Here is a 15,447-nt window from a genome sequence, read left to right on the forward strand (position 1 = left end):
GTGGAGGCGGCGCTGGCGCGGCCGCGGTCCATGTCGCGTTGCGCGGCGTTGCCGCCGCCTACGCCCTGGAACGCATTGTTTCGGTCGCTTTGCCGCGCGCTCGCGTGGTCGGCGCGGCCGCCGGCGCCGGCGCCCGCGCCCGCGCCCTCACCACGGCCATCACGGCCATCACGGCCATCGCGGCCATCGCGGCCAGCCCCGCCGTCACGCCCGTCGCGTCTGTCGCTGACAGTGTCACGCCCGTCGCGTCCCTCGCGTCCCTCGCGTCCTTCGCGGCCATCTCGTCCGTCACGGCCATTGCTCCCTTCCCGCCCACGAAAATCGTTCCGGCGGTCCGCCCCCGCGACGTTGTTGCCATAGCGCTCCCGCGTGGCGCCGTCGCGATACGCGACGCCCTTCCGGTGGCTGGCATCGTGCTTCCACTTGCCCCCCTCCACCTTGGTCCCATTGAAGCTGCGATCGATGTTGGTCGCGCGGTTGACGTCTATGTTGACGTCCCCGCCGCCCCAGTTGCAGTTCGAGAAAATCGCCCCCGCCGCCGCGAGGCCGACGCCCCAGGCAAACCCCGTCATCAGCGCCCCGCCGGGGTAGTACGCGGGATACGGCGGCCAATAGTAAGGCGGATACGCCGGCGCGCTCCATCCGCCGTACACCACCGTCGGGTTATACGCCGGCACATAGATGACCTGCGGATTGGTCGGCTCGACCTTGATGATCGTGGGCGTCGCACTCGCGGGAGGCGCGCTTTCGACAACGACCTTCTGCTGCTCGTTCGACTGCAGACTCCCGGCGTCGCGCGCCTTCGCGCGCAATCGCTGCACGGCGGCCAGCACGTCACTCTCCTGCCCCAGGAACGCATCACCGAGTTTCTGGGTCCAGTCGAGCTTGTCGCTCATCGGTTCGAGGATCTGCGGAAACGCGACCAGCGACTTCACGCTGACATCCCACGGCTGGTCCTGCGCCGCCTTCACCGCGGCATCGCCCTTCGCGTTAGGATTGGCCTTGACCCAGCGTGCCGCCTGCACGATTTCCAGCGGATACGTCGAAGCCATGAGCACCTGCGACAGCACGCTGTCCGGATACAGGGCGATGGGCGCAACGAGTGCCTCCAGTTCCTCGGGCTTGAATGGACGCGACGCGGCGTCCGCGGCCTGTCCATGCGCGGCGCCGATAGCGAACCCGATGGCGATCGATACGTAACCAAACAGGCAACGCCGGAGCCATCGCATCGCGCACGATGATCGAGTCAGCCCCGCGTGATTGAACGCCATGGCTTCCGCTCCTCTCCTCTATTGGATGCGTCCATGTCTCGCATGGGGCACGGTATTGTTGGAATTACATATAGGTGTCGCGTCCGCAATGGACAATGGAACCTTGGTCCAATGGGAACGGCGCGAGGCGATGTCGGCCGCTTGGTCTGCTTCCGCACAGAACCATGGGAGGCATGCCACTAACCTGACTCGCCAACGAACTGCCTGGGGGCAACCCGATGCGCGAGAAGCCACGCCGCAGCATGCGTGAGGAAGGTGTGTTCATCCGGCCGGAGGCGATGACGATGCGGCCCAGCCCCATCGAACCGGGCTGGATCCATCGCGGTACGCCGGTAACGCGCAGCGGCGACCACTCCGCCGCACGCGACAACTTCGCGTGGACATCGGTATGGGATTGCACGCGTGGCACGTTCGAGTGGCATTTCGATATGGACGAGACCGTCTATATCCTCGACGGCAGGGTCCGCGTGACGGACGCGTACGGCAGCACGCACACGCTTACCGCCGGCTCGATCGGTTACTTCCCCGCGCACACCACGTGGCTGTGGGAGGTGGACCACTACGTTCGCAAGGTGGCATTCCTGCGCCGCGAAGTGCCGATCGGCCTCCGTTTCGCCACGCGTCTGTTTTCGAGGCTGAACCTCGGCAAACGCGTGCGGAGCCGCCCGCGCGATCCGGACGCTCCACGCTTCCGCCGCTCCACCGCGGCACTCATCCTGATGTCGCTGGCGCTATAGCCAGCCGCCGACCTCGCTGTCAGACAAACGCCGACATCAACTTGTAACGGCCACGCCTACGATGGGTCCATTGTTACCCACTGCCCTCCGTCCGCGCAGTTGCCCGGGCCTTGGAGCGTCACCTAGGATCGTCTTGGACAAGACAGAAGGGCATACCTCGCAGCCCTACCGGGGCTACACGCTCCGTGTACTGGTGTACCGGCCCGCTTCGCAGCAGGATCCGAACTGGGGCTACGAAGTCGTCGTACTGGACGACGAGGGCAGCCTCATGAGCGGTCCGCACTTCCCGTTGTCCGGCTATATCACCCGAGGCGCCGCCGAAGACGCCAGCAGCCGCCGCGGCCGCCTTGCCGTCGACGTGCTGCTTGGCGAGTTGTAGCGCTCGACCCTGCTCGCCCCCCGGCGCCGCTCACCGGCGTTGCTCACCGGCGTTGCTCACATTCGGCAGCGCTTGTCCTCTCCGCGGTGTGCATCGACCATGGTCATCTCTACCGGTCGAAGATCGCCTGCAGTGCCGCGGCATCGCGTGTTTCCTGCAATGCCAGCATCAGGAGGATGCGGGCCTTCTGCGGGCTGAGGTTATCCGCGAAGACGGCGCCCGCCGCCTTCAGGGTCTGTCCGCCGCCGACGAAACCGTATGACGGCTGGACGCGTCCGTTCTGCACGCGCGTGGAAATCACCACCGGCACGCCAGCATCGATCGCTTCGCGAATCGCCTCGTACATGGGCTCGTTCACGTTCCCGAAGCCCAGTGCCTGGATGACGAGCCCCCTGGCCCCGAACCCCACGGCGGCCCGGATCAAATCGCCACTGGCTCCGCCGAACATCGGAATGATCTCGACGCGCGGCAGCGGCGCCGCACCGATCTCCATATACTGCCGCCGCGTGGTCGTACGCGAGATCACGATGCGGTCTGGATCGATGAGGCCGAGCACGCCAAAATCCCCGGACTTGAAGGTCTCCACGTCGGCCGTGTGGGTCTTGGTGACCTCCCGCGCCGCATTGATCTGATTGTTCATGGCGATCACCGCGCCAAGCCCCCGCGTATTCGGCGCCGCGCAGATACGCGCGGCGTTGAGCAGGTTGCGCGGCCCATCGAAGTCCGGCGAGGAGGCATTGCGCTGGGCGCCGATCAGCACGAGCGGTTTGTCGCCCCGCACCGTGAGATCGAGAAACCAGGCGGTTTCCTCGAGCGTATCGGTGCCGTGCGACACGATCACGCCCGCCACCTCCGGCCGTGCCAGCGCGCCTTCCACGGCCCGCTGCAGCGACACCCACCGCTCACCATCCATATAGTCGGATGGCACGTTGGAGAGATTGTTGACCTCGAGCCGCACAATCTGCGAGATGCCGGGCACGATGGCCACCAGATCGTCGCCGGACAGCGCGGGCACCGGCGCATTCCGGACGGGATCGATCTTCATGGCGATGGTGCCGCCGGTCGAGATCAGTTGGCACAGCGGCAGGCTAGTGGAGGCAGAGGTCATGGGAGGTGCCAATCGGGTAGAAGGACGGATGCGCCGCAATGTGTCGCGATGTGGGGCACAAGCGCGCATGCCAGGGGCGATCCTACATGGATCACAAAAAAATATCTGCTCGAACGCATTCGCAAGATCCGCACAACGCTCGCCAGACCCGCTGCACTGACAACCTGGCGAGCTATCAAAGTTCCAGCTGCACGTCTCCCTCCGGCTTTGCGCAGCACAGCAGGACCGTGCCGTCGGGCGGTGGAGACAGCGGTTGAGGCGCGTATCGGATCTTGCCGTCCAGCAGGTTGGCGCGGCAATTGTGGCAGACGCCGGTGCGGCATGACCATCGTACGGGGACCGCGCAGGCTTCGGCGAGGTCCAGCAGGGCCGTGTAGCGGTCGCTCCAGTTGACGCGCAGGCCGCTGCGGACGAAGGCGATCGTGGGACCGTCGCCGGGGGGGCCGTCGGGAAGGTGCGGGGCGATGGATGGCGCGCTCGCGGGGTTGTCCACGCGCGCGTTGCGCCCGATCTCCGCGCCGAAGATTTCCTCGTGGATGTGTTCGTCCGGCACGCCCCATGCGCGCAGTTGCGCGCGCATGTCGCGCAGAAACGGCAGCGGTCCGCAGAGATAGAAGTTCGCCTCGCGCGGCACGCCATCCGCCTGCATGCGGGCGACCGACAGACGGCCTTCGAGGTCGAAGGCTTCCCCGGCGCGGTCCTCGTCGCCCGGGCGGCTGTAGGCGACATGCGTCCTCATGCCGGGACACCGGGCCGCGAGCGCGCGCAGTTCTTCGCGGAAGGCGTGGTGCCGGCCATCGCGCGCGCCATGAAACCACCAGACCTGGCGCGCCGGGCCGGCATCTTCCGCCAGCGCATACAGCATCGCAAGCATCGGCGTCACGCCGATTCCCGCGCTGACGAGTACCACGGGCGCCTCGCCCGCCGCAAGGCCGAACGCGCCGCGCGGAGCGCTGACGTCAAGCGTCATGCCGGCGGCCGCATGTGCGTGGAGATAGCGGCTGACCACGCCGCGGTCCTCGCGTTTGACGCTGATGCGGTAGGCGTTCGCGAACGGCGCATGCAGCGCCGGATCGCCCGATAGCGAGTACATCCGGATCTCGTCGGCGCCGCCCTTGCCCGCTCCCGCCCTGACCGCGATATGCTGGCCGGCGCGCCAGGGCGGCAACGCCGCGCCATCGGCCGCTTCGAGCCAGATCGATGTCACGTCTTCGCTTTCGGGCACCGTGCGCGCGACGCGCATCGCGCGGAATCCCGCCCAGGCCAGCGCCGGCTCGCTCGGATCGAGCCCCGCGTTGCCGCCCGCGCTCTTCCCCTGCGCGGCGAGCAACGACTCGAACGATTGACGCCATCCCGGGCTCAGCGCGGCAATCCGCAATACCTTGCGCAGCGACGCTTCGGGATGCGCGTCCGTATAGAGCAGGCGGTCCACCTCCGTCACGGACATTTGCCCGGGCCCTTTCGCGAGCAGCACGATCTCGTCCCCCGCGCCAATCTCGCCCTCGCGGATCACGCGCATGTAGAAACCGGGCCTGCCATGCGTGACCACCAGCGCGGGCAACTCGGGATGCGCCATGCGAATGCCGAGCCGATAGCAGGTCACGCGCGGCTGCGACACCTCGAACTCGGCGGTGCCGATGCGATAGCGGTCGCCGATGCAGACCTCCGCATCCTCGAGCCCCTCCACCGTGAGGTTCTCGCCGAACTGGCCATATTCGTACTGGTCGCGCCCCAGAAACTCGTTCCAGAAGCGGTACGACGACATCTGGTACACCATGACCGCACGCTGCTCGCCGCCGTGCCCCTGCAGATCGGTCTGCGCATCGCCATCGATGTTCAGACGCCGCGCCATGACGCGGCCGGACACGGGCGACTTCCAGATCGATGTGCGAACCGTGCGGCCCTGCCACGCGACCTCGGTCGTCTTGCCGACATTGACGGATAACAACGTGGACATGGCGCACTCCAGAACTCGGACCTTGGACCGCAGCGGCGGCGTCAATCAGTATATGTACAGCGCCCGATTCCCATGCACGGAGATTTACAGAAGCTTGACACCGGAAGCCCGCCTCTTGACACAGGTTCTACCCGCACGCGCATAACCTCGATGCAAACCACTCTCGAGACAGTCATGGGCGCCACCGTCCTCTGGTATCGACTTCTGCTGGCCGGGCTTGCCGTGGTCTGGCTGATCGTCCTGCTCTTCTTCCAGTATCGCCTGATGGACAGCCTCGGACGCCGCGAAAAGGAGGCGCTCCCCACGCCCTCATCCATGCCGCCGACGCCCGCCCGCCCACCCGCCCGCCACGGAGATTAGCGCGCAAAGTGACGTTCTGCCGTCTAAGATGGAACATGGTGGGCGGGCTAGTCGGGTCATCGCAGACTCATCGGCCCGCCCGAATGTTCAATCGCCGCAGTGGCCACAGTCGCCACAGTTGGCGCAGACGCAGGACGCATGCATGGATAGACAGGCTCCCGTAGCAGCTTCACCCACCCAGGCGCATTCGCGGCTCGTCATCGGCGCCGTCACGCTCTGGACCGTGTCGATGGTGTTGGTCATTACGTTTCTGTTCGATACCTGGCCACACGAGTGGCTCGACGACGAGCAGCGGGAACCGTGGTTTCATGCGGTCGTGGTCATCGTGCTGACGCTGCTCGCGTTCTTCTGCAGCCATCTGCATCACCACGTCGTGCATGAACGCGAACGGCGGGCGCATGCGAAGGACGGAGACGAGCGAGAGCAAAAGGACGAGCGCGAAACCAGGGGCGAAGGCATCGTTTTCAAGATTTTCGGCTCATGGTGGGGCATCGCCATCGTCTTCGTCATTCCCACCGCCGCCTATTTTGGCGCCCACACCCTGCATTCCCCGCTTCCCGAGCCCGCCATCTTCGTCATGGCGGTGGTGGCCATCTACGTCGCCGCGGAACACTACGCCTCGTTGGACAAGCAGCGCGAAGATCTTCGCTGGGTCACCGACGAACTCGGCAAGCAGGTCACGAGCATGCAGAACGCTCTGGGCGCGCGCGATGGCCGCACGCGCATCTACGCCGCCTATTGCCAGCCGCCCGCAACGGGCGGGCATGGCGGTCCGATTCACGCGATCTACCGGTCGTTCGATATCGACAGCGAATGGCTCGCGTCGGGCGACTGGGCCGCCTACATGGCATCGCCGCAAACGACATCGCTCGTGGGCGCTCTCCGCAGTGGCGATCGCCGCGCGGTGCGGATCGTCACGCCGCCCATTGCCTCGGCGGTCCGTGACGCGGTGGAAGCCGCGGACCGCTTTCACAACGTCATCGGCCTGCTTTGGCACTGGCTCGCCCTGCACCGGTTTCAGGTCGAGCGGGCAGCGGCCCCGGAAGGCGGAACATTCGACTTCCGCGCGGCCATCGCCGATACGCCACACTGGGTTCACGCGGTGGACGGCAAGGTGCTGCAGATCGCCGGCGAGTATCCGCACGAATTGCGCGTCAAGGACATGACCTTCGACATGGGGGACATGGCGCCGCGATTCGCGGCGTGGGTGCGCGAGGAGATCGACACGCTGTGCGCGCGCGGACAGGACGCGCGGGCATATCTCGGCACGATGCTGGATGGGGGCGCCACCGACGCCGATGCCATCATGGAACGGCTCGGCTGGCCGCAGTGGGCCATGCACGCGGGCACGCGATACGGCATCGGGCAAAGCCCGGAAGAACTCCAGCCCAGGTTCAGGAGCCTCATCGAGGCGTTCCAAAACATTGCCGGCGGCACGGCGCGCGGATGAACGTCAGCCGCGCTGGGCAAACACCTGGCGAATCGTACGCGCGAGGTCCTCGATCGAATACGGCTTGCTGAGCAGCACGACGCCCTCGTCGAGCCGCCCGTCATGGAAGATCTCGTCGCGCGTGTAGCCGGATGCGAAGATCACCCGGGCGTTATAGGGCGGCCCGCCCGCGATGCGCGCCAGTTCGCTGCTGCGCACGGTGCCGGGCATCACGACATCCGTAAACAGCAGATCGATGCCCTCGGTCTGCTGCAACACCGCCAGTGCGGCGTCGCCATCCTTCGCCGACATCACGCGATGACCCAGTTGCGCCAGCATGTCGATGGCCGATAGCCGCACGTCCGCATTGTCTTCGACGACGAGCACCGTCAGTTCGCGCGGCATATCGCTGACCACCACGCCCTCATCGTCCGGCGTGTCTTCCCTGTTAGTGCGCGGGAAGTACAGCGACACGGTCGTGCCCTTACCCACCGCTGTCCGCAGGTCGATATGACCCTGACTCTGCTTCACGAAGCCAAAGACCATGCTGAGCCCAAGGCCCGTACCATGGCCTTCGGGCTTGGTCGAGAAAAAAGGTTCGAACGCACGCGCCTTGACGTCTTCGGTCATTCCCGGACCGCCGTCGATCACGGAGATCCGGACGTACTCGCCGGGCGGCAGATCGGGGCCACCGTTGACGGGATCGTCCTCGGTCCGGACGAGATTGGCCACCTCGATGCGTATCGCGCCCGCATCGCGCAGCGCGTCGCGCGCGTTGATGACGAGGTTGAGCAGCGCGCTTTCGAGTTGCGTCACATCGGCGTAGAGGTTCCATGCACCGTCGGGAATGCTGACGTCTAGCTGGATGCTTTCGGGTACCGCGCGCCGCAGCAGGTCGGACATGGCCTCGGCCATGCGCGCGGGGCTGACGACCGTCGGGCTGAGCGGCTGCCGCCGCGCGAAGGCCAGCAGTTGCTGCGCCAGCTTGGCGCCACGGGCCACCGCCGCGTTGGCGGCCTTGATGCGGTCCTGCGACCGTGCATCGTCGCCTACGCAGAGCTTGAGCAATTGCAGGTTCGAGGAGATGACCTGCAGCACGTTGTTGAAATCGTGCGCGACGCCGCCGGTGAGCCCACCGACAGCCTCGAGCTTCTGCACCTGCCGTAAACGGTCTTCCGCGGCGGCGCGCGCCTTCACTTCGAGGCCGACACGTTCTTCGAGGTTCTGGTTCAGCAGATACAGTGCCTGCTCGGCTTCCGTCCTGGCCTGCTCCGCCAGCACGCGCTCCGTCGTCTCGAACACGATAGCGATGACACCCGCCGGCACACCGGCCTCGTCGACGACGGGGCTGTAATGCAGGTCCATCCAGACGTCTTCCGGCTGCCCGTTGCGGTGAAGCACCAGCGGCTTGTCGCGATACGACAGCACGCCGCCCGCGAGCACGGTGTCCACGACATGCCGGTTGAATGCCGCGACCTCCGGCCATCCTTCTTCCACCGGCTTGCCAAGCAGGAACGGGTGTCGTCCGCCCGCGAAGACCGAATACGCGTCGTTGTAGATCATCGTTCCGGCCTTGCCCCACAGCATGACGAGAGGCACCGGACAGCCAAGCAGCATCTGGATGTTGGCGTTGAGGCTGCCCGACCACCCGCTTCTAGCGCCGAGTTCGGTGTCCTGCCAGTCGAAGGCGGCGATACGCCGGGCCATCTCTCCGTTCCAGCCCGGCGAAACGGTCTGGGAGGAAGGCCAGGCTGCGGGTACGGTCATGGTCGAAAGTCGAGGCGTGGATCCCCGCACTATACCGGCTCCAGGCGCCGCAGCCTGTCGGAACACCGCCGATAACACGCCATCAGTCGTTGCCGACCTTCTTGTTCAGGTCGCGCGCCATCTGCAGATGGTGTTCCAGTTCGGGCAGATGCTTGGCCGCAAAGGCCTTCACATCGGTGTCCTTTGCGTTCTGCGAGGCTTCGCGGAACATCTTGACGGTGCTTTCGTGCGCCGCGACGCCGATCCGGGTGCTGTAGAGCTTGTCGAACTTCGCGCCGTCCAGGGCGCCGAGGGCCTTCAGTTCGCCCTTCTGCACGAGCGACGGCTCGGTCGGGGGCGTGTAGCCCTTGGATTTCGCGAGCGAGGCGAGTTCGTCACCGACCTTCGTGTGGTCCTGGATCATGCGTGAGGCGAATGCCTTGACGTCGGCGTTCGAGGACTTTTGGTTCGCAAGCTTGCTGCCCTCGATCTCGGCATGGCCGCCCTGCGCCGCATTTTCTAGGAACGTGCGATCGCCGCGCGCGAGTTCGCTGGATGCGCTGGCGCCGGAAGACGACATCGCATTGGGCGATCCCGTTCTCGGCGTGGTGCTGCCGGTGCCCTGGGCGCCCGCCGTGGCGGTGAACATGAGCGCGCTGGCCGCGACGATGGATGTGATCACGTGGGATGCTGTCATAGGAGGCTCCTTTGTCGGTATGAACGTGAGACGCACGTCATACGCAAAGGCCGTTCCCGCCACTGCGGCCTCGCAAGCTGGCCCCGCAGCGCGGTGAAACGCTGGGCAACCGCCCGCATGGCCCGTCAACGTGGGCCAGTAAAAATTTCACCGGCCCCGTTGCAATCTACACGCGCGGGGCCTGAGGCCTTGCCCGCCGGGGCTTCCTGTCAGGACGCCTGCCGGGCGCCACGGCGATCAAGCATATTGCGCGCCGCCGGCGGCATCGACCACGACCCCGCTCAGGTACGACGCGCGCGCCGAAGCCAGGTAGACCACGAGGTCGGCCATCTCCGAAGCACGCGCCGCGCGGCCGAACGGCAGGTGTTCCAGCATCTCCTGCCAGCGCGATGCGTCGCCGAACTTCTCCTGCGCGCGCGCCTTGTAGAGCGTCACGAGCCGGTCCGTTTCCGTGGGCCCCGGATGGACGCCGACCACCCGGACGCCGCGCGTTGTCGACCGCGCGCCGACCGCCTTGGTAAAGGTCGTCAGCGCCGCGTTGCCAGCGGCGCCGCACAGATAGTCGTAGCGCGGCATCTCGGCCGCGATGCCAATGACGTTGACGATGACCCCCGACCCGCGGTCCATCATCTTCGGCAGCGCCATGCGCGTCGTTTCGATGTAGCCGAAGACCTTCAGCTCCCACGCCTGGCGCCACTGGGCATCGCTCATCGCGGTGAGCCCGCCGCCGGGAATCGCGCCCGCATTGTTGACGAGCACGTCGAGCGCCCCGAGGCGCGCGTCCAGCGATTGGCGGACATCCGCGTCGGACAGGTCGCCGACGAACGTATCCACCTTTGCGCCATGCTTGTCCGCGAGCGCGCGTTGCGCGCGCGTCGTGGATTCCGCCGAGGTGCCGGCGATCGTGACATCGGCGCCCTCCGCGGCAAACAATGCCGCGCAGGCGAATCCGATGCCCCGGCTGCCGCCGGTAATCAAAACGGACTTTCCCTTGAGTTGCAGATCCATCGTGGCGTCTCCTGTGCCGGGTCGAGAGCCGACATCATGCCTCGATCGCCCGCATGCTGCAGGGCGGCCCCCTGCAGGGCGCCTCCCTGCAGGGCGCGCCCCCAATGCTCAGGCGGGCGAGCGCACCGACGGGCGGTCGTCCACGCGCGCCTTCCACGCATGCAGATGTCCGTACGACTCGGCCACCGGAATCTGCGCGAACCCTGCGAACAGCAGGCCCGCCCACACCGTGATATCGGCCATCGAGAACGCTTCGCCGGCCACATAAGGCTGACGGCTCAGCACGTCGTCGAAGTACCGCATGCCGGCCTCCGCCCGCTCGCGCTCGCGGCGGCCCCAGACCTCCCGATCGGCCCATTCGGGACTCTTGTACGCCCGCAACGCGTCGCCCAGGCCCGGCGTTGCGTGGTGGAAATAGACGCCCACGGCATCGATCAGTTGCGACTCCGCGCGCTTCTGCATCATGTGGATCACGCCCTTGTCGCGGGGCGTGCGGCCCGTCAGCACAGGATTCCCGTCGAGGTTATCAAGGTATTCGGTGATCGCCGTGCATTCCGAGAGGTACGTGCCATCGTCGAGCTGAAGGACAGGGACGGTGCCCGTGGGATTGATGGCGAGGAAAGGCGGCTGCTTGTGTTCGGCGGCGGGCAGGTCGACCTTGACGAATTCGACGCGATCGGCGAGGCCTTTCTCGGCGAGGACGATGCGGATGCGTAGCGGGTTCGGGAAACCGGGAATGTCGTAGAGTTTCATGAAGTGCCTTTTCGTTTACTTTGATATTGATACTTACCTATCGATAAGTCGGTAAACAGCGTAAGGGCAAATTCCGTCACGCGTCAAGCTTACTTAGCGCTAAGTCATTCGCTACAATGCCGCATGGCTACTAGCGATACAAAGCAACGCATCCTCACGATCGCCCGCGGAATGGTCCAGGCGCACGGGTACAACGCGCTGAGTTTTCGGGACATTGCACAGGAAATCGGCATCAAGGGACCGGCGGTCCATCACCACTTCACGACGAAGGGCGACCTTGGCGCCGCGCTTGCGCGCACCTACACGGATGACGCGATTGCCTTGCTGGAAGACCTCCTCCTCACTTCGCATTCGCAACGCGAGGTGTTCGATCGCTATATCGCGGTGTTTCGCGCCGCGCTGGAAAACGGCAACCGGATGTGCCTGTGCGGCATCATGTCGGCCGAACTCGAGGACCTGCCCGAGCCGGTCCGGGTGGAGGTGAACCGCTTCACGGACGTCAACATCGCGTGGCTCACGCGCCTGCTGGCGCTCGGAGGGGACGCGGGCGCCGACAAGGTCCCCGAGGATGCCCGCCGCCGGCGCGCGCTGGCGATCTTCACGGCGATCGAAGGCGCGCAACTGGTGGCGCGCGGCCACCGCGACGTGGCCATGTTCGACCGCGTGATTGCAGCGTATCGGGAAGCCGGCCTCTGCCCGTAGCGCGCCGCCGTTCGTTTTGCAGGCTGCCGCGCCTGCCGCGATGCGTCTTGCTTTGTTGCATTCGCATGGATGTATCGGCTTGGCGCTCTGGCGTGGCATCGCGGAAGCGCTCAACCTAGGCAGGCCGCCTATCTACGACCATTATCGCTCGCCCATGCCCCCCAACCGTCCGTCCAGCGATGTCCGCCGATCCGCTTTCCCAATGGCTGCTCTTGCTGGCGGCCCGGTGCACGCTTAGCGGCTCGCTCCACGCGAGCGGCGAGTGGGCGGTGGCGTTCAAGACGGAGACCGCCCAGATCAATGTCGTCACCGAGGGCGAGGCGTGGCTGGTCCATGAGGCGCTCGAGACGCCGATCCGCCTGCGCACGGGCGACGGCTTCATGCTCACGCGCGTAGGCGCCTACGGGATCTGCAGCGATCCAACGCTGAGCCCCCAGCCCGCCGCCGAAGTGTTCAAGGCTCGTCGCGGCGTCATCGAAGGGGCCGGGGGGACGACACGCGGGTCCCGGTGCCATATGGTCGGCTGCGGGCTGACGCTCGATACGCTCGACATCCAGTTCCTGACGTCCACCCTGCCCGAGGTGGTCGTGGTACACGGCGCGGACCCGAGCGCGGCCTCGATGCGCTGGCTGATCATGCGGCTGCGCGACGAACTCGCCTCGCCCACGCCCGGAGCCGACGCCAGCCATGCCCTGCTGGCGCAGATGCTGTGCATCGAAACCATTCGCTACTGGTGCCGCCACGCGGCCGAGACCGGTTTGCTCGCGGCATTGCGCGACGACCGTATCGCGGCCACGTTGCGCGCGATGCATAGCGACCTCAAGCGGCCCTGGCATGTGGACGAACTCGCCGCCATCGCGGGGATGCGCCGCGCGGCGTTCGCGACCCGCTTTCGGCGACTGACGGGCGTGGCGCCGCTCGAATACCTGCTGCGCTGGCGCATGCGCGTGGCCGCGCACGCGCTGAACGGGCGGGCGACCCCGATGCAGCGCATCGCCGCGTCCGTCGGCTACGTCTCCGACAGTGCATTCCGCCTCGCCTTCCAGCGCGTCTACGGCGTCCCGCCGTCGGATTACCGCCTCGTTGGCGACGACCCCAACCCTGACGAACTTCCGCCATGACCGAATACCTGCTCGACCTCGCCACCCCAGCCGATGCCGATGACATCGTCCGCATCGTCAACGGCGCGTATCGTGGTCAGAACGGCACAGCCGGCTGGACCTCCGAAGCGGGCCTGATCGCGGGCCAGCGCACCGATGCCACGCAGGTCGAGCGGCTCATCGGCGCCGGCAATCCGACCGTGCTCGTCATGCGCGATGGCGACACCGGGCGCATCGTCGCGACGGTATGTGCGGACCGGCTCGCGGCGGACCGCACCGAACTCGGCATGCTATCGGTCGACGTGGCATGGCAAGGCGGCGGCGCCGGCAAGCGGCTGATCGCGCTGACGGAAGCGTGGCTGCGCGAGCGGGGTGTCACGATGGCAAGCATGACGGTGGTCCATGCGCGCACCGAGTTGATCGCCTGGTACGGGCGCCAGGGGTATCTGCCGAATGGCGAGACCGTAGCGTTTCCGTATGACGACCCTGCCGTGGGCCGGCCCCTGCGCGACGACCTCTACTTCGTCGTGCTCGAAAAACGGCTGTAGCCATTGTTCGACTCGCATCGTTCGATTTACTTAACAATGTGTGAAGCGTTCGTGCATTGAATGCACCCCCCGGCACTCATACACTTGGGCCATCCACCGAGAGGAACCCAGTCATGAGCGTCACCGCCTACACCGATAACCGCCAGGTCGGCCACTTCATCAATAACGAACACGTGGCCGCGCTGAGCGATCGCGCCCAGCCCGTGTTCAATCCGGCCACAGGCGAGACCGCGCGTACTGTCGCGCTCGGCGGCAGCGCCGAGGTGCAAGCCGCCGTGGCGGCGGCCTCGGCCGCGTTCCCGGCATGGGCCGATACGCCGCCGCTGCGCCGCGCCCGGGTGATGCAGCGCTTTCTGCAGTTGATGAACGAGAACCGCGACCAGCTGGCCGCGATCATCACCGCCGAGCACGGCAAGGTGTTCTCCGACGCGCAGGGCGAAGTCACGCGCGGCATCGAGGTCATCGAATTCGCATGCGGCATTCCGCAACTGCTCAAGGGCGACTACACCGATCAAGTCAGCACCGGCATCGACAACTGGACGATGCGCCAGCCCCTCGGCGTCGTGGCCGGCATCACGCCGTTCAACTTCCCGTGCATGGTGCCTTGCTGGATGTTCCCGGTGGCGATCGCCACGGGCAATACGTTCGTGCTCAAGCCCAGCGAGCGCGACCCCAGCGCCAGCCTGTTCATGGCGGACCTGCTCGCCCAGGCCGGCTTGCCGAAGGGCGTGTTCAACGTCGTACAGGGTGACAAGCAGGCCGTCGATGCGCTGATCGATCATGACGACGTGCGCGCCGTCAGCTTCGTTGGCTCGACCCCCATCGCGCAGTACATCAGCGAGCGCTCGGCCGCGCGCGGCAAACGCGTGCAGGCCCTTGGCGGCGCGAAGAACCACCTCGTGGTGATGCCCGACGCGGACGTCGAGCGTACCGTCGATGCACTGATCGGCGCCGCGTACGGTTCCGCCGGCGAGCGCTGCATGGCCGTTTCGGTGGCGGTACTCGTGGGCGATATCGCGGACCGCATCATGCCCGTGCTCGTGGAGCGCACGCGCGCCCTCGCGATCGGCAACGGTATGGACGACAAGTCCGAAATGGGCCCGGTCGTCACGCAACAGGCCAAGGAACGTATCGAAGGCTATATCGGGCTCGGTGTGGAAGAAGGCGCGCGGCTGCTCGTGGATGGCCGCAACCTGCGGATTCCCGGCCATGCGGATGGCTTCTTCGTTGGCGGCACGCTGTTCGATCACGTCACGCCGTCGATGCGGATCTACAACGAGGAAATCTTCGGGCCGGTGCTGGGCTGCGTTCGCGTGAAGGATCTCGGCGAGGCGATCGACCTGATCAATGCGCACGAATTCGGTAACGGCGTGTCCTGCTATACCAGCGATGGCGGCGTGGCGCGCGAGTTCTCGCGCCGCATCCAGGTGGGCATGGTCGGCATCAACGTACCGATTCCCGTGCCGATGGCCTGGCACGGGTTCGGCGGCTGGAAGCGCAGCCTGTTCGGCGACATGCATGCCTATGGCGAAGAAGGCGTGCGCTTCTACACGAAGCAGAAGTCGATCATGCAGCGGTGGCCGCAGAGCATCGACAAGGGCGCCGAGTTCGCGATGCCCACGTCCAAGTAAGCCATACGCGCGACAAACACA

The 15,447-nt window shown here is 66.2% G+C and carries 15 protein-coding genes; 8 read left to right on the forward strand and 7 right to left on the reverse strand.

Annotation, left to right across the window (positions count from 1 at the left end; all coding sequences use genetic code 11):
- On the reverse strand, positions 1-1,271 hold a 1,271-nt coding region (locus KHP16_RS20050; RefSeq protein ID WP_244835903.1), incomplete at its 3' end, for a DUF3300 domain-containing protein.
- A 242-nt stretch (positions 1,272-1,513) separates the two neighbouring features.
- On the opposite strand from KHP16_RS20050, the gene KHP16_RS20055 reads away from it, so the two are divergent.
- Positions 1,514-2,008: a cupin domain-containing protein gene (locus tag KHP16_RS20055; protein ID WP_167468495.1), complete on the forward strand. Its 495-nt coding sequence runs from the start codon at positions 1,514-1,516 to the stop codon at positions 2,006-2,008.
- 133 nt (positions 2,009-2,141) lie between these two features.
- The gene (locus KHP16_RS20060; protein ID WP_109584146.1) at positions 2,142-2,387 is read left to right on the forward strand and encodes a hypothetical protein; all 246 of its coding nucleotides are present in this window, start codon (positions 2,142-2,144) and stop codon (positions 2,385-2,387) included.
- Positions 2,388-2,496: 109 nt separating this feature from the next.
- Here KHP16_RS20060 and KHP16_RS20065 read toward each other — a convergent pair whose 3' ends face one another.
- Entirely contained in the window at positions 2,497-3,495 is a 999-nt protein-coding gene (locus KHP16_RS20065; RefSeq protein ID WP_211960977.1) for an asparaginase, read from the reverse strand.
- A 175-nt stretch (positions 3,496-3,670) separates the two neighbouring features.
- Positions 3,671-5,452: an MOSC and FAD-binding oxidoreductase domain-containing protein gene (locus KHP16_RS20070; protein WP_211960978.1), complete on the reverse strand. Its 1,782-nt coding sequence runs from the start codon at positions 5,450-5,452 to the stop codon at positions 3,671-3,673.
- Positions 5,453-5,626: 174 nt separating this feature from the next.
- Here KHP16_RS20070 and KHP16_RS20075 point away from each other — a divergent pair, with 174 nt between their 5' ends.
- Positions 5,627-5,812: a hypothetical protein gene (locus KHP16_RS20075; protein ID WP_179594295.1), complete on the forward strand. Its 186-nt coding sequence runs from the start codon at positions 5,627-5,629 to the stop codon at positions 5,810-5,812.
- A 142-nt stretch (positions 5,813-5,954) separates the two neighbouring features.
- Positions 5,955-7,262, forward strand: a complete 1,308-nt coding sequence (locus KHP16_RS20080; RefSeq protein WP_211960979.1) for a hypothetical protein — start codon at positions 5,955-5,957, stop codon at positions 7,260-7,262.
- A gap of 3 nt (positions 7,263-7,265) precedes the next feature.
- Here the strand turns inward: KHP16_RS20080 and KHP16_RS20085 are convergent, their stop codons facing one another.
- The 4 genes from KHP16_RS20085 to KHP16_RS20100 form a co-directional block, all read right to left on the reverse strand.
- A complete protein-coding gene (locus tag KHP16_RS20085) occupies positions 7,266-9,008 on the reverse strand; it encodes an ATP-binding protein (RefSeq protein WP_244835905.1) in 1,743 nt (580 codons plus the stop codon).
- Positions 9,009-9,090: 82 nt separating this feature from the next.
- Positions 9,091-9,684 (reverse strand): DUF4142 domain-containing protein, encoded by a 594-nt coding sequence (locus KHP16_RS20090; RefSeq protein WP_244835907.1) that lies wholly within the window; start codon positions 9,682-9,684, stop codon positions 9,091-9,093.
- Between the two features lie 237 nt (positions 9,685-9,921).
- The gene (locus KHP16_RS20095) at positions 9,922-10,692 is read right to left on the reverse strand and encodes a short-chain dehydrogenase/reductase (RefSeq protein WP_115954421.1); all 771 of its coding nucleotides are present in this window, start codon (positions 10,690-10,692) and stop codon (positions 9,922-9,924) included.
- A 108-nt stretch (positions 10,693-10,800) separates the two neighbouring features.
- A complete protein-coding gene (locus tag KHP16_RS20100) occupies positions 10,801-11,445 on the reverse strand; it encodes a glutathione S-transferase family protein (RefSeq protein ID WP_121492512.1) in 645 nt (214 codons plus the stop codon).
- A gap of 123 nt (positions 11,446-11,568) precedes the next feature.
- Between KHP16_RS20100 and KHP16_RS20105 the strand changes: the two genes are divergently transcribed.
- The 4 genes from KHP16_RS20105 to KHP16_RS20120 all read left to right on the forward strand — a co-directional run bounded on the left by KHP16_RS20105 (position 11,569) and on the right by KHP16_RS20120 (position 15,426).
- Positions 11,569-12,147 carry a TetR/AcrR family transcriptional regulator gene (locus tag KHP16_RS20105; protein ID WP_109584138.1) on the forward strand — a complete coding sequence of 193 codons (579 nt, stop codon included), beginning with the start codon at positions 11,569-11,571 and terminating at the stop codon, positions 12,145-12,147.
- A 179-nt stretch (positions 12,148-12,326) separates the two neighbouring features.
- On the forward strand, positions 12,327-13,268 hold the full coding sequence (locus KHP16_RS20110) for an AraC family transcriptional regulator (RefSeq protein ID WP_211960980.1): 942 nt from the start codon (positions 12,327-12,329) through the stop codon (positions 13,266-13,268).
- Positions 13,265-13,795, forward strand: coding sequence for a GNAT family N-acetyltransferase (locus KHP16_RS20115; RefSeq protein WP_211960981.1), 531 nt, complete (start codon positions 13,265-13,267; stop codon positions 13,793-13,795). Before KHP16_RS20110 ends, KHP16_RS20115 begins: the two co-directional genes overlap by 4 nt.
- 113 nt (positions 13,796-13,908) lie before the next feature.
- A complete protein-coding gene (locus tag KHP16_RS20120) occupies positions 13,909-15,426 on the forward strand; it encodes a CoA-acylating methylmalonate-semialdehyde dehydrogenase (protein ID WP_109584135.1) in 1,518 nt (505 codons plus the stop codon).
- Positions 15,427-15,447: the final 21 nt, after the last annotated feature.

Source organism: Cupriavidus plantarum (assembly GCF_905397285.1).
GTDB lineage: Bacteria > Pseudomonadota > Gammaproteobacteria > Burkholderiales > Burkholderiaceae > Cupriavidus > Cupriavidus plantarum.